The sequence below is a fragment of the Roseateles sp. DAIF2 genome (assembly GCF_015624425.1).
GTDB lineage: Bacteria > Pseudomonadota > Gammaproteobacteria > Burkholderiales > Burkholderiaceae_C > Kinneretia.
Window position 1 is genome coordinate 1,712,672 of record NZ_CP049919.1, and the last position, 15,047, is coordinate 1,727,718.

The 15,047-nt window shown below is 69.7% G+C and carries 16 protein-coding genes; 9 read left to right on the forward strand and 7 right to left on the reverse strand.

Going from position 1 to position 15,047, the window contains the following annotated elements:
• Positions 1–49 precede the first annotated feature (49 nt).
• The 6 genes from G8A07_RS07970 (at position 50) to ntrC (ending at position 6,686) form a co-directional block, all read left to right on the forward strand.
• On the forward strand, positions 50–937 hold the full coding sequence (locus tag G8A07_RS07970; protein WP_249937264.1) for an EI24 domain-containing protein: 888 nt from the start codon (positions 50–52) through the stop codon (positions 935–937).
• Positions 938–946: 9 nt separating this feature from the next.
• Positions 947–1,762, forward strand: a complete 816-nt coding sequence (locus G8A07_RS07975) for a molybdopterin-binding protein (RefSeq protein ID WP_195796512.1) — start codon at positions 947–949, stop codon at positions 1,760–1,762.
• Between the two features lie 238 nt (positions 1,763–2,000).
• Positions 2,001–3,416, forward strand: a complete 1,416-nt coding sequence (gene glnA, locus G8A07_RS07980; protein ID WP_195796513.1) for a type I glutamate--ammonia ligase — start codon at positions 2,001–2,003, stop codon at positions 3,414–3,416.
• A gap of 114 nt (positions 3,417–3,530) precedes the next feature.
• On the forward strand, positions 3,531–4,028 hold the full coding sequence (locus G8A07_RS07985) for a hypothetical protein (protein ID WP_195796514.1): 498 nt from the start codon (positions 3,531–3,533) through the stop codon (positions 4,026–4,028).
• Positions 4,029–4,088: 60 nt separating this feature from the next.
• A complete protein-coding gene (glnL, locus tag G8A07_RS07990) occupies positions 4,089–5,174 on the forward strand; it encodes a nitrogen regulation protein NR(II) (protein ID WP_195796515.1) in 1,086 nt (361 codons plus the stop codon).
• Positions 5,175–5,210: 36 nt separating this feature from the next.
• Positions 5,211–6,686, forward strand: a complete 1,476-nt coding sequence (gene ntrC, locus G8A07_RS07995; RefSeq protein WP_195796516.1) for a nitrogen regulation protein NR(I) — start codon at positions 5,211–5,213, stop codon at positions 6,684–6,686.
• 13 nt (positions 6,687–6,699) lie between these two features.
• On the opposite strand, the gene G8A07_RS08000 is transcribed toward ntrC, so the two are convergent.
• Together G8A07_RS08000 and G8A07_RS08005 are read right to left on the reverse strand one after the other, a co-directional pair.
• A complete protein-coding gene (locus G8A07_RS08000; RefSeq protein WP_213086252.1) occupies positions 6,700–7,608 on the reverse strand; it encodes a M48 family metalloprotease in 909 nt (302 codons plus the stop codon).
• A gap of 100 nt (positions 7,609–7,708) precedes the next feature.
• The gene (locus tag G8A07_RS08005) at positions 7,709–8,668 is read right to left on the reverse strand and encodes an MBL fold metallo-hydrolase (protein ID WP_195796517.1); all 960 of its coding nucleotides are present in this window, start codon (positions 8,666–8,668) and stop codon (positions 7,709–7,711) included.
• Between the two features lie 50 nt (positions 8,669–8,718).
• Here G8A07_RS08005 and def point away from each other — a divergent pair, with 50 nt between their 5' ends.
• Positions 8,719–9,255, forward strand: coding sequence for a peptide deformylase (def, locus tag G8A07_RS08010; protein WP_195796518.1), 537 nt, complete (start codon positions 8,719–8,721; stop codon positions 9,253–9,255).
• Positions 9,256–9,351: 96 nt separating this feature from the next.
• Positions 9,352–11,229, forward strand: a complete 1,878-nt coding sequence (locus G8A07_RS08015; protein ID WP_195796519.1) for a DUF6600 domain-containing protein — start codon at positions 9,352–9,354, stop codon at positions 11,227–11,229.
• A 13-nt stretch (positions 11,230–11,242) separates the two neighbouring features.
• Here G8A07_RS08015 and G8A07_RS08020 read toward each other — a convergent pair whose 3' ends face one another.
• Positions 11,243–11,875 carry an arylesterase gene (locus G8A07_RS08020; RefSeq protein WP_249937265.1) on the reverse strand — a complete coding sequence of 211 codons (633 nt, stop codon included), beginning with the start codon at positions 11,873–11,875 and terminating at the stop codon, positions 11,243–11,245.
• A 49-nt stretch (positions 11,876–11,924) separates the two neighbouring features.
• Here G8A07_RS08020 and G8A07_RS08025 point away from each other — a divergent pair, with 49 nt between their 5' ends.
• Positions 11,925–12,602: an ABC transporter ATP-binding protein gene (locus G8A07_RS08025; RefSeq protein WP_195796521.1), complete on the forward strand. Its 678-nt coding sequence runs from the start codon at positions 11,925–11,927 to the stop codon at positions 12,600–12,602.
• On the opposite strand, the gene G8A07_RS08030 is transcribed toward G8A07_RS08025, so the two are convergent.
• The 4 genes from G8A07_RS08030 to G8A07_RS08045 form a co-directional block, all read right to left on the reverse strand.
• A complete protein-coding gene (locus tag G8A07_RS08030; RefSeq protein ID WP_195796522.1) occupies positions 12,593–13,168 on the reverse strand; it encodes a DUF2062 domain-containing protein in 576 nt (191 codons plus the stop codon). The two genes, G8A07_RS08025 and G8A07_RS08030, sit on opposite strands and share 10 nt — an antisense overlap.
• An 85-nt stretch (positions 13,169–13,253) precedes the next feature.
• Entirely contained in the window at positions 13,254–14,057 is an 804-nt protein-coding gene (locus G8A07_RS08035) for a peptidylprolyl isomerase (RefSeq protein ID WP_195796523.1), read from the reverse strand.
• A 56-nt stretch (positions 14,058–14,113) separates the two neighbouring features.
• A complete protein-coding gene (locus G8A07_RS08040) occupies positions 14,114–14,377 on the reverse strand; it encodes a BolA family transcriptional regulator (RefSeq protein WP_195796524.1) in 264 nt (87 codons plus the stop codon).
• Positions 14,374–15,009: a septation protein A gene (locus tag G8A07_RS08045; protein WP_195796525.1), complete on the reverse strand. Its 636-nt coding sequence runs from the start codon at positions 15,007–15,009 to the stop codon at positions 14,374–14,376. The genes G8A07_RS08040 and G8A07_RS08045 overlap by 4 nt, the downstream gene beginning before the upstream one ends.
• Between the last annotated feature and the right edge of the window lie 38 nt (positions 15,010–15,047).

Here is a 15,047-nt window from a genome sequence, read left to right on the forward strand (position 1 = left end):
CGGGTATGCTTGCAGGCTTTCACGCCTTGCAAGAAGAAAGACCCCGACGATGGTGAACACCATGGGCCGCCTGGCCGATGCCTGCTGGCGCGCCGCCGCCTATTGCCTGCATCCGCGTGTGATCGGGCTGTCGCTGCTGCCGCTGCTGATCGCGGCCGGGCTGACGGTCGGCCTGGCCTATTTCTTCTGGGAGGCGGCGGTCGATGGCGTGCGCGCCACCCTGGAATCCTGGCTGCTGGTCGAGAGCCTGCTGCGCTGGCTGGCCAGCATGGGCGGGGAGGGCTTTCGCAGCGTGATCGCGCCGGCCCTGGTGATCGCGATGGCCGTGCCGGTGGTGCTGGTGCTGAGCCTGGTGCTGGTGGCGCTCTTGATGACGCCCTCGGTGGTGGCGCTGGTGGCCGAGCGCCGCTTCCCGCAGCTCGAGCGCAAGCGCGGCGCCAGCTGGTGGCAGGGCCTGGCCTGGTCGCTGCTGTGCTCGGTCGGCGCGCTGCTGGCGCTGTTCCTCAGCATGCCCTTCTGGCTGATCCCGCCGCTGGTGCTGGTGCTGCCGCCGCTGATCTGGGGCTGGCTGTCCTACCGTGTCTTTGCCTTCGACGTGCTGGCCGAGCATGCCTCGGCCGCGGAGCGCAAGCGCCTGATGCGCGAGCATCGCCTGCCGCTGCTGGGCATGGGCGTGATCACCGGCTATCTGGGCGCCGCGCCCTCGCTGATCTGGGCCTTCAGCATGCTGACCGTGGTGTTCGCGCCGGTGCTGGTGGTGCTGACGGTCTGGCTCTACACCCTGGTGTTCGCCTTCTCGACCCTGTGGTTCGCGCATTACGCGCTGGCCGCGCTGGCCGCGCTGCGCGCGGCCGAGCCGGCGGTGGTGCCGCCCGTCGAGCAGGTGCCGCCACCCGAGGCGACGCCGCCCCAGCTGCCGCCCTACCAGATGCCCTGAGCGCGAGCGATGACGACAAGGAACATCGGCCTGATCGTCGTGGGCGACGAGATCCTGTCCGGCAAGCGCCAGGACAAGCATTTGGCGAAATTCATCGAGCTGCTGGCCGCGCGCGGCCTCTCGCTGGCCTGGGCCGAATATGTCGGCGACGATCGCGAGCGCCTCACCGCGGCGCTCAGGCGCGCCTTCGCCAGCGGCGACCTGGTGCTCAGCTGCGGCGGCATCGGTGCCACGCCGGACGACCACACGCGCCAGGCCGCGGCCGCCGCGCTGGAGCGCGAGCTGCTGATCCATCCGGACGCGCGCGAGCTGATCTGGCAGCGCATCCAGCAGCTGGCGGCGGAGCAGGGCCAGGCGGCCGACGCCGCGCATCCGGACAGCCAGCGCCGCTTCGAGATGGGGCGCTTCCCGGCCGGCGCCGAGCTGATCCCGAATCCCTACAACCAGATCCCGGGCTTCTTCGTCGGCAGCGTCTACTTCGTGCCGGGCTTTCCGGTGATGGCGCACCCGATGATGGAATGGGTGCTGGACGAGCGCCATGCCGAGCTGCACCGTGCCAGCGGCGTGCGCGAGCTGTCGCTGATCGTGGCCGGCGCGATGGAGGCCACCCTGACCCCGCTGATGGAGCACATCGAGGCGGAGTTCGCCGGCGTCAAGGTGTTCAGCCTGCCCAGCGTCGACCATCCGGAATGGGGGCGCCATATCGAGCTGGGCGTCAAGGCCGGCCCGGAACTGCCGCCCGAGGCCCTGCGTGAAGCCTATGCCGCGCTGAAATCCGGCCTATCCCAGTTTGGTGCATTGATAAGAACCGAATTGGTGCGCTAGGATGCACCGCTGTGGTGCTTCGAGCCGCCCGAGCTGTCGCGTACCGGGCGAACAGCGCATCAAACGCCGGCAACATCGCGGTGCTACAAGCATGCACCGTGCTGGCGCCGGGCGGCGGGAAATGGCGCAGCGGCTGGCACGCAAACTGCTTTCTCTAGCGAAGACGCCCTCGGGCGCTCGCCGAATTCATCTTTTTCGACGTATTCACACCCCGTCCCAATCCGCTTAGGAGCTATTGATGGCCAAGACCGTCGCCGACGTGATGCAAATGGTGAAAGACAACGAAGTCAAGTTCGTTGATTTCCGCTTCACCGACACCCGTGGCAAAGAGCAGCACGTGTCCGTGCCTGTGTCCCACTTCGACGAGGACAAGTTCGCGTCGGGCCATGCGTTCGACGGTTCCTCCATCGCCGGCTGGAAGGGCATCGAGGCCTCCGACATGCTGCTGATGCCGGACCCGAACACCGCCAACATCGACCCCTTCTTCGAAGAGCCGACCCTGATCCTGTCCTGCGACGTGATCGACCCGGCCGACGGCAAGGCCTATGAACGCGATCCCCGCTCGCTGGCCAAGCGCGCCGAGGCCTACCTGAAGTCCTCCGGCCTGGGCGACACCGCCTACTTCGGTCCCGAGCCCGAGTTCTTCATCTTCGACTCGGTGCGCTGGAACGTCGACATGTCCGGCTGCTTCGTCAAGATCGAGTCCGAGGAAGCCGCCTGGAACACCGGCAAGGAATACGAGCACGGCAACCATGGCTACCGCCCCACCGTGAAGGGCGGCTACTTCCCGGTGCCCCCGGTCGACAGCGGCCAGGATATGCGCTCGGAAATGTGCCTGATCCTCGAACAGCTGGGCATCCCGGTCGAGGTGCACCACCACGAGGTGGCCAACGCCGGCCAGATGGAAATCGGCACCAAGTTCAGCTCCCTGGTGCAGCGCGCCGACTGGACCCAGCTGCAGAAATACGTGATCCAGAACGTGGCCCATGCCTACGGCAAGACCGCCACCTTCATGCCCAAGCCCATCGTCGGCGACAACGGCAGCGGCATGCATGTGCACCAGTCGGTCTGGAAGGACGGCAAGAACCTGTTCGCCGGTGACGGCTATGCCGGCCTGAGTGAATTCGCGCTGTACTACATCGGCGGCATCATCAAGCATGCCCGCGCGCTGAACGCGATCACCAACCCCGGCACGAACTCGTACAAGCGCCTGGTGCCCGGCTTCGAAGCCCCGGTGAAGCTGGCCTACTCGGCCAAGAACCGCTCGGCCTCGATCCGCATCCCCTATGTGGCGAACCCCAAGGGCCGCCGCGTCGAGGCGCGCTTCCCCGATCCTTCCGCCAACCCCTACCTGTGCTTCGCCGCGCTGCTGATGGCGGGTCTGGACGGCGTCGAGAACAAGATCCATCCGGGCGAGGCCGCCACCAAGGATCTGTACCACCTGCCGCCGGAAGAAGACGCGAAGATCCCGACCGTCTGCCACAGCCTGGACCAGGCCCTGGAGTACCTGGACAAGGACCGTGCATTCCTCACGAAGGGCGGCGTGTTCACCGACGCTTACATCGACGCCTACATCGAGCTGAAGATGCAGGAAGTGCAGCGCTTCCGCATGACCACCCACCCGGTGGAGTTCGACATGTACTACACGCTGTGATGCCCATGGGCGGCGAGCGTGATGCCCACGCCACGCCGCCCGGGCCGGCGCGCAAGGGACGGCTTTGGCCGTCCCTTTTCTTTTGCGGACGCTCGCTTGCGCCACAATCACGCCATGCCTCATCGCCTCGCCCTGTTGCCGCTGCTCCTGCTTGCCGCCTCCGGCGTGCAGGCCCAGCAGGTCTACCGCTGCCCGGGACCGCCGGTGCTCTACACCGACGCGCTCAGCGCGAAGGAGGCGCAGGAGAAGGGCTGCCGCTCGATCGAGGGCACGCCGATCACGATCCTGCAGTCGCCCAAGCCGCGGCCCGCGGCCTCGGGGGCGACCGCCGGCGCACCGGTGCAGAGGACCGGCAATGACGGCCGCGTCGAGCCGGCCCAGCAGAAGGTGCGCGATGACGAGCGCCGCCGCGTGCTGGAGGGCGAGCTGCGCGAGGGCGAGCAGCGCCTGGCCGAGCTGCAGCGCGAGTACCAGGGCGGCCAGCCCGAGCGCCGCGGCGACGAACGCAATTTCCAGAAGTACCTGGACCGGGTGGCCGAGCTCAAGGCCAGCATCACCCGCCAGGAGGCCGACATCCAGGCCCTCAAGCGCGAGATCAGCAAGCTGCCCTGACGGTGCCGCCCTAGGCGCGCCGCTGCATGGCCTTGGATTCCGCGCCGGGGCCCCCCGACCATGAACGAGCAGCAGCAGCACGAATCCCCATCAGGCTTCGAGGCCTTCGACATGCTGGCCACGATGGTGGCCGTGATCCGGCCCGACGGCGAATGCCTGTTCGCCAACGCCGCCTTCGAGAACGTGATGCGGCTGTCGCGCCGCACCGTGCAGGGCGTCAACCTGTTCGACTGGTTCGCCGATGCCGCGCGCCTGGCCGAGACGGTCGAATCGGTGGCGCGCAACGCCTTCTCCAGCAGCCGCTTCGACGCGCTGCTGCGCCGCGGCCCGCGCCCGCATGAGGACCTGCTGCCGGTGCAGGTGCTGGTCAGCCAGACCGACAGCCCGGAGCGGGTGCTGGTCGAGCTGATCGAGAACGCGCAGCAAGCGCGCCAGGACCGCGAGGAGCGTACCCTGGACCAGGTGCAGGCCACCAAGGAGCTGATCCGCAATCTGGCGCATGAGATCAAGAACCCGCTGGGCGGCATCCGCGGCGCGGCCCAGCTGCTGGCCATGGAACTGACTGAGCCGGAGCTCAACGAATACACCCAGGTGATCGTGCACGAGGCGGACCGGCTGCAGTCCCTGGTCGACCGCCTGCTGGCGCCGCACCGCCGTGCCCAGGTGGTCGGCGACGTCAACATCCACGAGGTCTGCGAGCGGGTGCGCTCGGTGATCCTGGCCGAGTTCCCGCGCGGCCTCGCGGTGCTGCGCGACTACGACACCTCGCTGCCCGACTTCCGTGGCGACCGCGAGCAACTGATCCAGGCGGTGCTGAACATCGTGCAGAACGCCGCCCAGGCCCTGCATGCGCGCATCGCGGCCGGCGATGCGCAGATCACCTTGCAGACCCGGGTCGCGCGCCAGGTCACGATCGGCAAGCAGCGCTGGCGCTTGGCATTGGAATTGCATGTGCAGGACAACGGCCCGGGCGTGCCGGCGGAGATCCGCGACCGCATCTTCTATCCCCTGGTTTCGGGCCGGGACGGAGGGACCGGTCTGGGTCTGACGCTGTCACAGACCATCGCCCAGCAGCATCAGGGCATGATCGACTGCGACAGCGAACCGGGCCGGACCGATTTTCGAATTACCCTGCCTTTGCCCTGAAGCGCAAAGCGCCTGGGTGGCAAAGGGGAGCAAGGCATGAAGTCCATCTGGATTTGCGACGACGACCATTCGATCCGTTTTGTGCTGGAGAAGGCGCTCGGCCGCGAGGGCCTGCCGGTGCGCAGCTTCAGCAACGCGCGCGACCTGCTGGCGGCCCTCGACGCGGGTGACAGCCCCCAGGTGCTGGTGTCCGACATCCGCATGCCCGGCGGCTCCGGCCTGGACCTGCTGGCCAAGGTGAAGGAGCGACTGCCGGGCCTGCCGGTCATCATCATGACCGCCTACTCGGACCTGGACAGCGCGGTCTCGGCCTTCCAGGGCGGCGCGTTCGAGTACCTGCCCAAGCCCTTCGACCTGAGTCGCGCGGTCGAGCTGATCCGCCGCGCGCAGGAGGAAAGCCAGCGCGAGGCGGTGGCCGAGGAGGGCGCGGCCCAGGTGCCCGAGATGCTGGGCCAGGCGCCGGCGATGCAGGACGTGTTCCGCGCCATCGGCCGGCTCAGCCAGAGCCATGTGACGGTGCTGATCACCGGCGAGTCCGGCTCCGGCAAGGAGCTGGTGGCGCGCGCGCTGCACAAGCACAGCCCGCGCGCCGAGGGCCCCTTCGTCGCGATCAACACCGCGGCGATCCCGAAGGACCTGCTGGAGAGCGAGCTGTTCGGCCATGAACGCGGCGCCTTCACCGGCGCGCAGGCGACCCGCAGGGGACGTTTTGAACAGGCCGATGGCGGCACCCTGTTCCTGGACGAGATCGGCGACATGCCACTGGACCTGCAGACCCGCCTCTTGCGCGTGCTGTCCGACGGCCAGTTCTACCGCGTCGGCGGCCACAGCCCGCTGCGCAGCAATGTGCGCGTGATCGCCGCCACGCACCAGAACCTGGAGGAACGGGTGCGCCAGGGCGCCTTCCGCGAGGATCTGTTCCACCGCCTGAACGTGATCCGTCTGCGCCTGCCCGCGCTGCGCGAGCGCCGCGAGGACATCCCGGTGCTGGCACGCTACTTCCTGCAGCGCAGCGCCACCGAGCTGGGCGTCGAGCCCAAACGCCTGTCGGACGCGGCGCTCGCCAAGCTGGTCGGCTTCGACTTCCCGGGCAATGTGCGCCAGCTGGAGAACGTCTGCCATTGGCTCAGCGTGATGGCGCCGAGCCAGGTGGTCGAGCCCAAGGACCTGCCGCAGGAGCTGCTGCAGACCGCGCAGCCGCCGGCCGTGTCGGCGGCCCCGGTTGCCGCCACCGGCCAGGTCGAGGCGCTGGCGGCCCTGCCGGCCGGCCCGGCGCTGCCGCTGGCCAGCGGCCCCGATGTCTGGGTCGCCGAGATGGCCCGCGAGGCGCGTCGCCTGCTGGCCAGCGGCGAGCCCGAGGTCTGGGACGCGCTGACCCGCCGTTTCGAGGCCAGCCTGATCCTGACCGCGCTGGACGTCACCCGCGGCCGCCGCATCGAGGCCGCCCAGAAGCTGGGCATCGGCCGCAACACGATCACGCGCAAGATCCAGGAGCTGGGGCTGGACGCGTGAACGGCGCAGGCCGCTACCAGCCCAGCCAGTTGTTCAGCACGCCGAGGTAGCCGCTGCGCATCGGCAGGGGAGGGTGCAGGGGGTCGATGCCGGCCAGAGGATCGTAGTTGGCGTCCCGCACATTTTTTTGGTGCTGAGCGTTGAAACGCGAGATGCCGCCGGCCGTCCCCATCCGGCTGGCCGAATGGATATCGCTCTTGACCTCGAAGAGCTTGCTGACCACCGGTATCGAGGCCAGGGCGCCCAGGCTTCCACCGACCAGGCCTCCGGCCATACCGCCGAGCATCGCACCGCCGGGGCCCAGCAGGCCGCCAAGCGAGGAGCCGAGCAGGGTGCCCATCGGACCCAGGCCCGCGGCGCCGGCCACGGACAGGCCCGTGATCGCTGAATTGATCAGACCACCGCCGCCCGCGTATTCCGTCAGCGCGCCCAGGGTGCCGCCGATCAGCGCGGGGTAGAGACCGCCAGTGGCCGTACCCAGGGCACCGGCCAGCACGCTGCCATGGAGCAGGTTGCCGACGCCGGATCTGCTCGTGTCCCCGGTCAGATAGTGGGATAGCTCATGACCGGTCGTGAACTCGAGCTCGGCCTGATTCCCAAGCAGGGCCCGCTGGATATAGATCTTGTTGCCGTCGGCATGGTTCGAGCCCGTGGCCTCATGGAACTCGACGTCGGCCGGGTTGACGCCCATTTGAATGGCGATCTGGTTCAGCTGATTCAGTTCCGCGCCGGTGTAAGGAACCCGTTGTATCGGATGCATCGACCGGATGGCCTGTCGCTGGGCCGCGATCCGCGGGCTGGCGTCGATGAGCTGCTGCGCGTGATGTGCGGGATGTGCCACTTGCCCGGCGCCTGGGCCGGGAACATGCCGGGTGGCCGGCTTGGCTCCGGGCTGCTTGGGGCTCCGGACCTGATCGCGCATTGCTGTCCTCCCATCTCCTGCATCTCGCGCCATTGTCGGCATGCCACAGCGGCGGCGCTATCAGACGAATGCTGATTTGATGGGGAAGGTGCGCGGCCCGTCAGCCCTGCTTGTCCAACCACACGCCCAGCCCCTGGGCGTTCAACTCCACGTCCATCGCCAGCAGCTCGCGCTGACGCTCGGGCGCCAGCGTGCAGCCATGCAGGGCCAGTTCGCGCAGATAGAGCGCCTCCAGCTCGCGCGTCAGCGCCGCATGCCGCTCCGGGCTGCCGCGCTGCGCCTGGGCGATCTCGACCATCGCGCGGGCCTGGCGCAGCAGCAGCGCGGCCAGGCGCCGTACCTCGGCCTCGCTGCCGCCGATGCGGCCGTAATGGGTCAGGAACATCTGCCGCGGCGCGTAGCTCAGCAGCCGCTCGACCGAGGCATAGAGCGCCTCGGGCTCGAACTGCACCGGCGTGCTGGTCGGCATGATCCAGGCGCCATTGGGCGGCGTGTCGAACTCGCGGTAGGACAGGCCGAAGGTGTCGCCGGTGAACCAGCCGCGGCTCTTTTCGTCCCAGACGCAATGGTGGTGCCGTGCATGGCCCGGCGTATCCAGCAGCAGCAGGGGGCGACCGGCCAGCTGCACCGTCATGCCGTCGCTGCTTTGCACGACGCGTTCGGCCGGTACGCCGACCAGTTGGCCGTAGGAGCGCTCCATCTCGGCGGCACCGTAGACCGCCAGCGCGCCCTGGTAGAGCGCGGTCGGGTCGATCAGGTGCCGGGCGCCGCGCAGATGCACCAGCAGCCGGGCATCGGGCAGCGAGCGCATCAGCAGGCCGGCGCCGCCGGCATGGTCCAGGTGCACATGGGTCGGGATCACCCAGTCGACCGCGGCCGGGCTCAGGCCCAGGGCCGCCAGCGCGCCCAGCAGGCGCGGCACCGCATGGTTGGTGCCGGTGTCGACGAAGGCGGCGCGGCCGTCCTCGACGATCAGGTAGGCGGCATCGAAATGGTCGCGCTGGAAACCGGTGTCGACGGCGTACACGCCATCGCCCAGGTCCTGCAGGTACTCGGGCATCTGATGTCTCCTTAGAATCGGTCGCCCAACCATAGCCGAAGAGGGCCGAGATGGCGGTGCGAGAGATTCTGAAGATGGGCGATCCGCGGCTGCTGCGGGTCGCGCAGCCGGTGCGCGAGTTCGGCACGCCGGCGCTGCGCGAGCTGGTGGCCGACATGATGGACACCATGAAGGCAGCCAACGGCGCCGGTCTGGCCGCGCCGCAGATCGGCGTGGACCTGCAACTGGTGATCTTCGGCTTCGAGCGCAACGAGCGCTATCCGGAGGCGCCGCCGGTGCCGATGACGGTGCTGCTGAACCCGGTGATCACGCCGCTGTCGGAGTCAGAGGAGGAGGGCTGGGAGGGCTGCCTGTCGGTGCCGGGCCTGCGCGGCGTGGTGCCGCGCTGGGCGCGCATCCGCTACAGCGGCCAGGATCCGGACGGCCGCCCGATCGAGCGTGAGGCCGAGGGCTTCCACGCCCGCGTGGTCCAGCATGAATGCGACCATCTGCAGGGTCTGCTGTACCCGATGCGGGTGCGCGACTTCGGCCGCTTCGGCTTTACCTCGGTGCTGTTCCCCGAACTGGATCCGAACGCCGACGACTGAGCCGCGGGCCGGCCCAGCAACAGGGCAAAATTTTGTAAGCCGGTCGGCCCGCCACCGGCCGGGCGCGTTATACCGGGGTCACGAGGAGATCCCCCGATGAGCCTGCGCGCCGCCCCGCCGTCCCCCACCGCCTGGCTGCTGGGCCTGCTGGCCAGCTTGGCGCTGCTGTTGGCCCCGGCCTGGAGCCTGGCCGAGGACGAGCGCGAGGATCCGCCGGCGCGCGCCGGCCGGGTCGCGGCGATCAGCGGCGAGGCCTGGCTGTTCGACGCCGAGGCACGCGAATGGACCCGGCTGGAGCGCAACCAGACCCTGGGCGAGGGCGACCGGCTGCGCACCGAGGCCGGTGCCCGGGTCAGCCTGCGCATCGGCTCCACCAGCCTGTGGCTGGACGAGGATTCCGAGCTCGAGTTCGAGCAGCTGGACGATGGCCGGGTGCTGCTCGACCTGGACCGAGGCTCGCTGGCGCTGCGCCTGCGCAGCCGCGAGGAGGTCAACGACTACCAACTGCGCACCCGCGAGGGCCGCTTCGGCGCCGAGCGCGAGGGCCTGTACCGCATCGACCAGCTGGAGCGCGGCAGCCGCGGCCTGGTCTGGGAGGGCAGCCTGCGCTTCGACGCGCGCTCCGGCCAGGCCGAGCCGGTCTGGATCAACACCGGCGAGCAGGCCGAGCTCTGGTGGGCCGGCGGCCCGCGCACCGAGCGCCAGGCCCTGCAGCGCGACGAGTTCACCGACTGGCTGCTGGCGCAGCGCGAGGCCGAGGGCCAGCATCTGGCCTACCGCTATGTCTCGCCCGAGATGACCGGGGCCGATGAGCTGGACCGCCATGGGCGCTGGGAGCCGAATTCCGACTACGGCCCGCTGTGGATTCCCAGCGTGGTGGCGGTCGACTGGGCGCCCTACCGCTACGGCCGCTGGGCCTGGTCGGTGCGCTGGGGCTGGACCTGGGTGGATGACGCGCCCTGGGGCTTCGCGCCCTTCCATTACGGCCGCTGGGTGCATTGGGGCGGCCGCTGGTGCTGGGCTCCGGGGCCTTATGTGGCGCGGCCGGTCTACGCGCCGGCCCTGGTGGGCTGGGTCGGCGGCTCGGCGCTGCGCGTCGGCGTCCAGATCGGTGGTGGCCGTCGTCCGCCACCGCCGCGCTACGGCTGGGTGCCGCTGGCGCCGCGCGAGGTCTATGTGCCGTCCTACCGCCACAGCCATCGCTACTGGCAGCGCCTGAACCGCGAGCAGGACCCGATCACGGTGCGGCGTCCACCGGAGGACCGCCGCGTCGGCCCGCCGCGGCCGCATCGCAACCTGGAGGTGGCGGGTGCGGTCAGCGCGCTGCCGGTGCAGGGCGGCCGGCCGATGCCGCTGCGCCCCGGCGATGCGCAGCAGCCGCTGCAGCCCCTGGTGCAGGGACCGGGCCGTGGCGACCTGGTGCTGCCGCCGCGCGAGACGCGGCCCGGTGGCGAGGGGCCGTCGCAGCGCTGGCGCGATCGACGCGAGGGGCGCGGCGACGCGAACCTGCCGCAGCAACGCCCGCCGCAGGCGATCGAGCGGCCGGACCGGCCCGAGCGCCCGGCCTGGCGCGAGCGTCCCGACCTGCCGGCGCGGCCGGTCGACGAGGTGCAGCCGCCGCGCCCGCGCGACCGCCTGCCCTGGCCGGAGCGTGCGCAGGATCATCATCCACAACAGCAGCCACAGCGCCCACGCGATCGCGGGCCGGAGCGACCCTCCTGGGGCGAGCCGCGCCGGCCCGGTGGTGCCGAGCGTCCGCCCGAGGCGCCGGGCCTGCCGCGCGTCCAGCCGCAGCAGCCGGTGATGCCGGCGCCGATGCCGCCGCCGCCGCCGCGCACGCGCGACTCGAACGACGGTCCGCAGCGCCCGCCGCCGCAGATGAACCGGCCCGAGGAGCCGCGCGGTCATGACCGCGAGCGCGGGCCGCAGCGCGGCCGCGGCGAATGGAACGGCCGCCCGCAGGCGGCGCAGTGAGCGACGACGGGGCCTAGAGCAGCGGCTTCAACGCGAGCCAGACCTGCTCCAGCATCAGCGGATGGGCCTTGGCCAACGGGTGGATGCGGTCGCTCTGGAACCAGTCCTGGGCATCGGGCCGGTCGGCCACGCCCTTCAGCAGGAAGGGCGTCAGCGCGCTCTTCTCGGCCTTGGCCACGGTCTCGAACAGCGCCGCGAAATCGCGCGCATAGGCGCCGCCATAGTTGGGCGGCACCTGCATGCCGACCAGCAGCACCTTGGCGCCGCTGTCGCGCGCGGCGCGCAGCATCGCCTGCAGGTTCTCGCGCGTCATGCTCAGCGGCAGGCCGCGCAGCGCGTCGTTACCGCCCAGTTCGACCACCACATGGCTGGGTCGGTGCTGGGTGAGCAGGGCCGGCAGGCGCGAGCGCCCGCCCGAGGTGGTGTCGCCGCTGATGCTGGCGTTGACCACCTCATAGGCCGGCTTCGCGCCCTGCAGGCGCTGCTGCAGCAGCGCCACCCAGCCGCTGCCGCGCGCAATGCCATACTCGGCCGACAGGCTGTCGCCCAGCACCAGCACGCGCCGCGGCCGGGCGCCGCCGCCGGCCTGCGCCGACGCAAGACCTGGCACCGTCGCCGCCAGGCCGAGCAGGCTACAGTCCAGCATCCATCGCCGTCGATTCACCATCGTCACCATCACAGATTCCGCCGCATTCATGTCCGAAGCCATCATCGAAGTCCAGGGCGTCAGCAAGCAGGTGCAGGACGCCAGTGGCCTGCTCACGATTCTGCACGACATCTCCTTCACCCTGGCCGCGCGCGAGTCGGTGGCCATCGTCGGCGCCTCGGGCTCGGGCAAGAGCACCCTGCTGGCCATCCTGGCGGGCCTGGACAAGCCCAGCGGCGGCACCGTGCGCCTGGCCGGGCAGAACCTGTTCGTGCTGGACGAGGACCAGCGCGCCGCGCTGCGCGCGCGCCACCTGGGCTTCGTGTTCCAGAGCTTCCAGCTGCTGGCCAACCTGACCGCGCTGGAGAACGTGATGCTGCCGCTGGAGCTGCGCGGCGAGCGCGATGCGCGGGCCCAGGCGGCGCAGATGCTGGAGCGGGTCGGGCTGGGGCAGCGCCTGTCGCATTACCCGCGCGTGCTGTCGGGCGGCGAGCAGCAGCGCGTCGCGCTGGCGCGCGCCTTCGTGCTGAAGCCGGCGCTGCTGCTGGCCGACGAGCCGACCGGCAGCCTGGACTTCGCGACCGGCGCCGCGGTGATGGATCTGATGTTCGAGATGAACCGCGAGGCCGGCACGACCCTAGTGCTGGTCACGCATGACCAGGGCATCGCCGCGCGCTGCCACCGGCAGCTGCGCATCGACGCCGGGCATCTGGTCGATCAGCGCTGAGCAGAAGAGGCGCGGCGCTGGCGCTGCCGCAGGCGGCGCCAGCGCTCGCCGCGGATCACCGCCCACCAGCCCAGGTAGACCGCCAGATAGGCCAGCAGGCCCAAGAGCGCGCCGGCCAGCGGCAGGCCTACCAGCAGCGGCTTGCCCAGGGTCTGCAGCCAGGCCCATAGCGACGGCCCCCAGCTCATCGGGGCCGCCCAGTCGAACTCCAGCATGGTCGGCGTCGCGATCGGTTCGCCGTTGCCCACCACCAGACGACCCAGGCCGATCGCCAGGGTCCAGATCGGCAGCAGGGTGAAGGGGTTGGTCAGCCAGGTGCCGGCCACCGCGGCCGCGACATTGGCGCGGCAGACGATGGCCACCACGGCCGCCATCAGCATCTGGGTCGGCAGCGGGATCACGCCGACCGCCAGGCCCAGCGCGACGCCCAGCGCGACGCGGCGCCGGTGCGCCACCCACAGCCAGGGGCGCGGCGCCAGGTAATGGCCCAGCCAGCGCAGCCCCGGCGTCTGCGACAGGGTGTCGGGGTGCGGCAGCAGGCGGCGGGCGAGACGGGAAGCGGGCATCGGCGGGGCAGATCGGCGGCAACAGCAATAAAAAACCCGCGGGCGCCGGGAAGGCGTGGCCGCGGGTCGAGGCGAGCGACGCCGATCAGTTGGCGAACTTGTAGTCCGTCTTGGCCTTGCTCTTCAGTTCGGCCTGGAAGGCGGCCAGCTTCTGCTGGGTCAGGCGCTGCAGGATCTGCGGCTTGACGTCGGCGAAGGCGGGGAACTGAGCCTCGCGGGTGTCTTCCAGCTTGATGATGTGATAGCCGAACTGGCTCTTCACCGGCTCCTGGGTCATCTCACCCTTCTTCAGCTCGGTCATGGCCTTGCTGAACTCGGGCACGAAGTTGCCGGGGTTGGCGAAGTCCAGGTCGCCGCCATTGGCCGCGGAGCCGGGGTCCTTGGAGTTCTTGCTGGCCAGGTCCTCGAACTTGGCGCCGCCCTTGAGCTGGGCGATCAGGGCCTTGGCCTCTTCTTCCTTCTCGACCAGGATGTGGCGGGCGCGGTATTCGGTGCCGCTGTTCTGGGCCTTGAACTTGTTGTACTCGGCCTCGGCCTCGGCGTCGGTGACCGGGTTCTTCTTGCCGAAGTCGGCGAACAGCTCGCGGATCAGGATGCTCTGCTTGGCCAGCTCCATCTGGGCCTTGTAGTCGGCGCTGGCGGGGATGCCGCGCTTCTCGGCCTCCTGCATGAAGATCTCGCGCAGCACCACCTCATCCTTCACCTGGGCTTCCAGCTCGGGCGAGCGCTGCTGCTGGCCACCCTTGGTGACCTGGCCGATCAGCTGGTCGACGCGGGCCTTGGGCACCGGCTTGCCATTGACGGTGGCGACGTTTTGCGCACTGGCCGACACGGGCAGGAGCGCAGCGGACAGGGCCACGACGGACGCGGCGAGCACAAACTTCTTCATGGGAATATGAGCGAATGAAAAAAATGCGCCGGTCGGCGCGATAAACGGGCGCTGTTTCAGCGCTCGTCCGGAACGCGGGCGTCGATCGCCAGCGCATGGATACCCTGCTGCATCAGCTCAGCCAGGGCATCATATACGAGCCGATGGCGCGCCACCCGGGGTAGATCCCTGAAGCGCTCGCTGACGATCAGCGCATGGTAATGGCCGCCCTCGCGGGCGCCGGCATGGCCGGCGTGCAGCGCGCTGTCGTCGCGCAGCACCAGCTCGGTGGGGGTCAGGGCCTGGCGCAGGCGCGCCTCGATCTGCGGGACGAGGCTCATGGCTTCGGGTCCTTGGTCTCGTCGCTGAGGTACTTGCTCATGTAGATACCCTGGGCCAGCGTGAAGATCAGCATCAGGCCGGTGGCGCCGAAGACCTTGAAGTTGGCCCAGGCCGAGGTGCTGAAGTTGTAGGCCACATAGAGGTTCAGCACGCCCATCACGAGGAAGAAGGCGACCCAGGCCCAGTTCAGGCGCTTCCAGACCTCGGCCGGCAGCTCCAGTTCCTTGCCCAGCATGGCCTGCAGCAGGTTCTTGCCGAAGAAGGTCTGCGAGGCGAAGAACACCAGCGCCATCGCCCAGTACAGGCCGCTGGGCTTCCACTTGATGAAGGTCTCGTTGTGGAACCAGACGGTAGCGCCGCCCAGCACGACCACCAGGGCTAGGCTGATCCACAGCATCAGGTCGATCTTCTTGCCGCGCAGCTTCAGGATCAGGGCCTGCAGCAGGGTGGCCGCCATCACCACCAGGGTGGCCAGCAGCACCGGCGCCTCGTTGGGCCCGACCTGGCCGCCGGAGACCAGGAAGCCGAAATGCTCGGTCGCGAAGGCCGCCGCGGCGGCCGCATGGCCCTCGGCATATTTGAAGGTGCCGAAGAACAGGATCAGCGGCAAGAAGTCGAGCAGAAGTTTCATAGGGGATGCATTCCCGGGCGGGTGCCGCCGATCCGGCT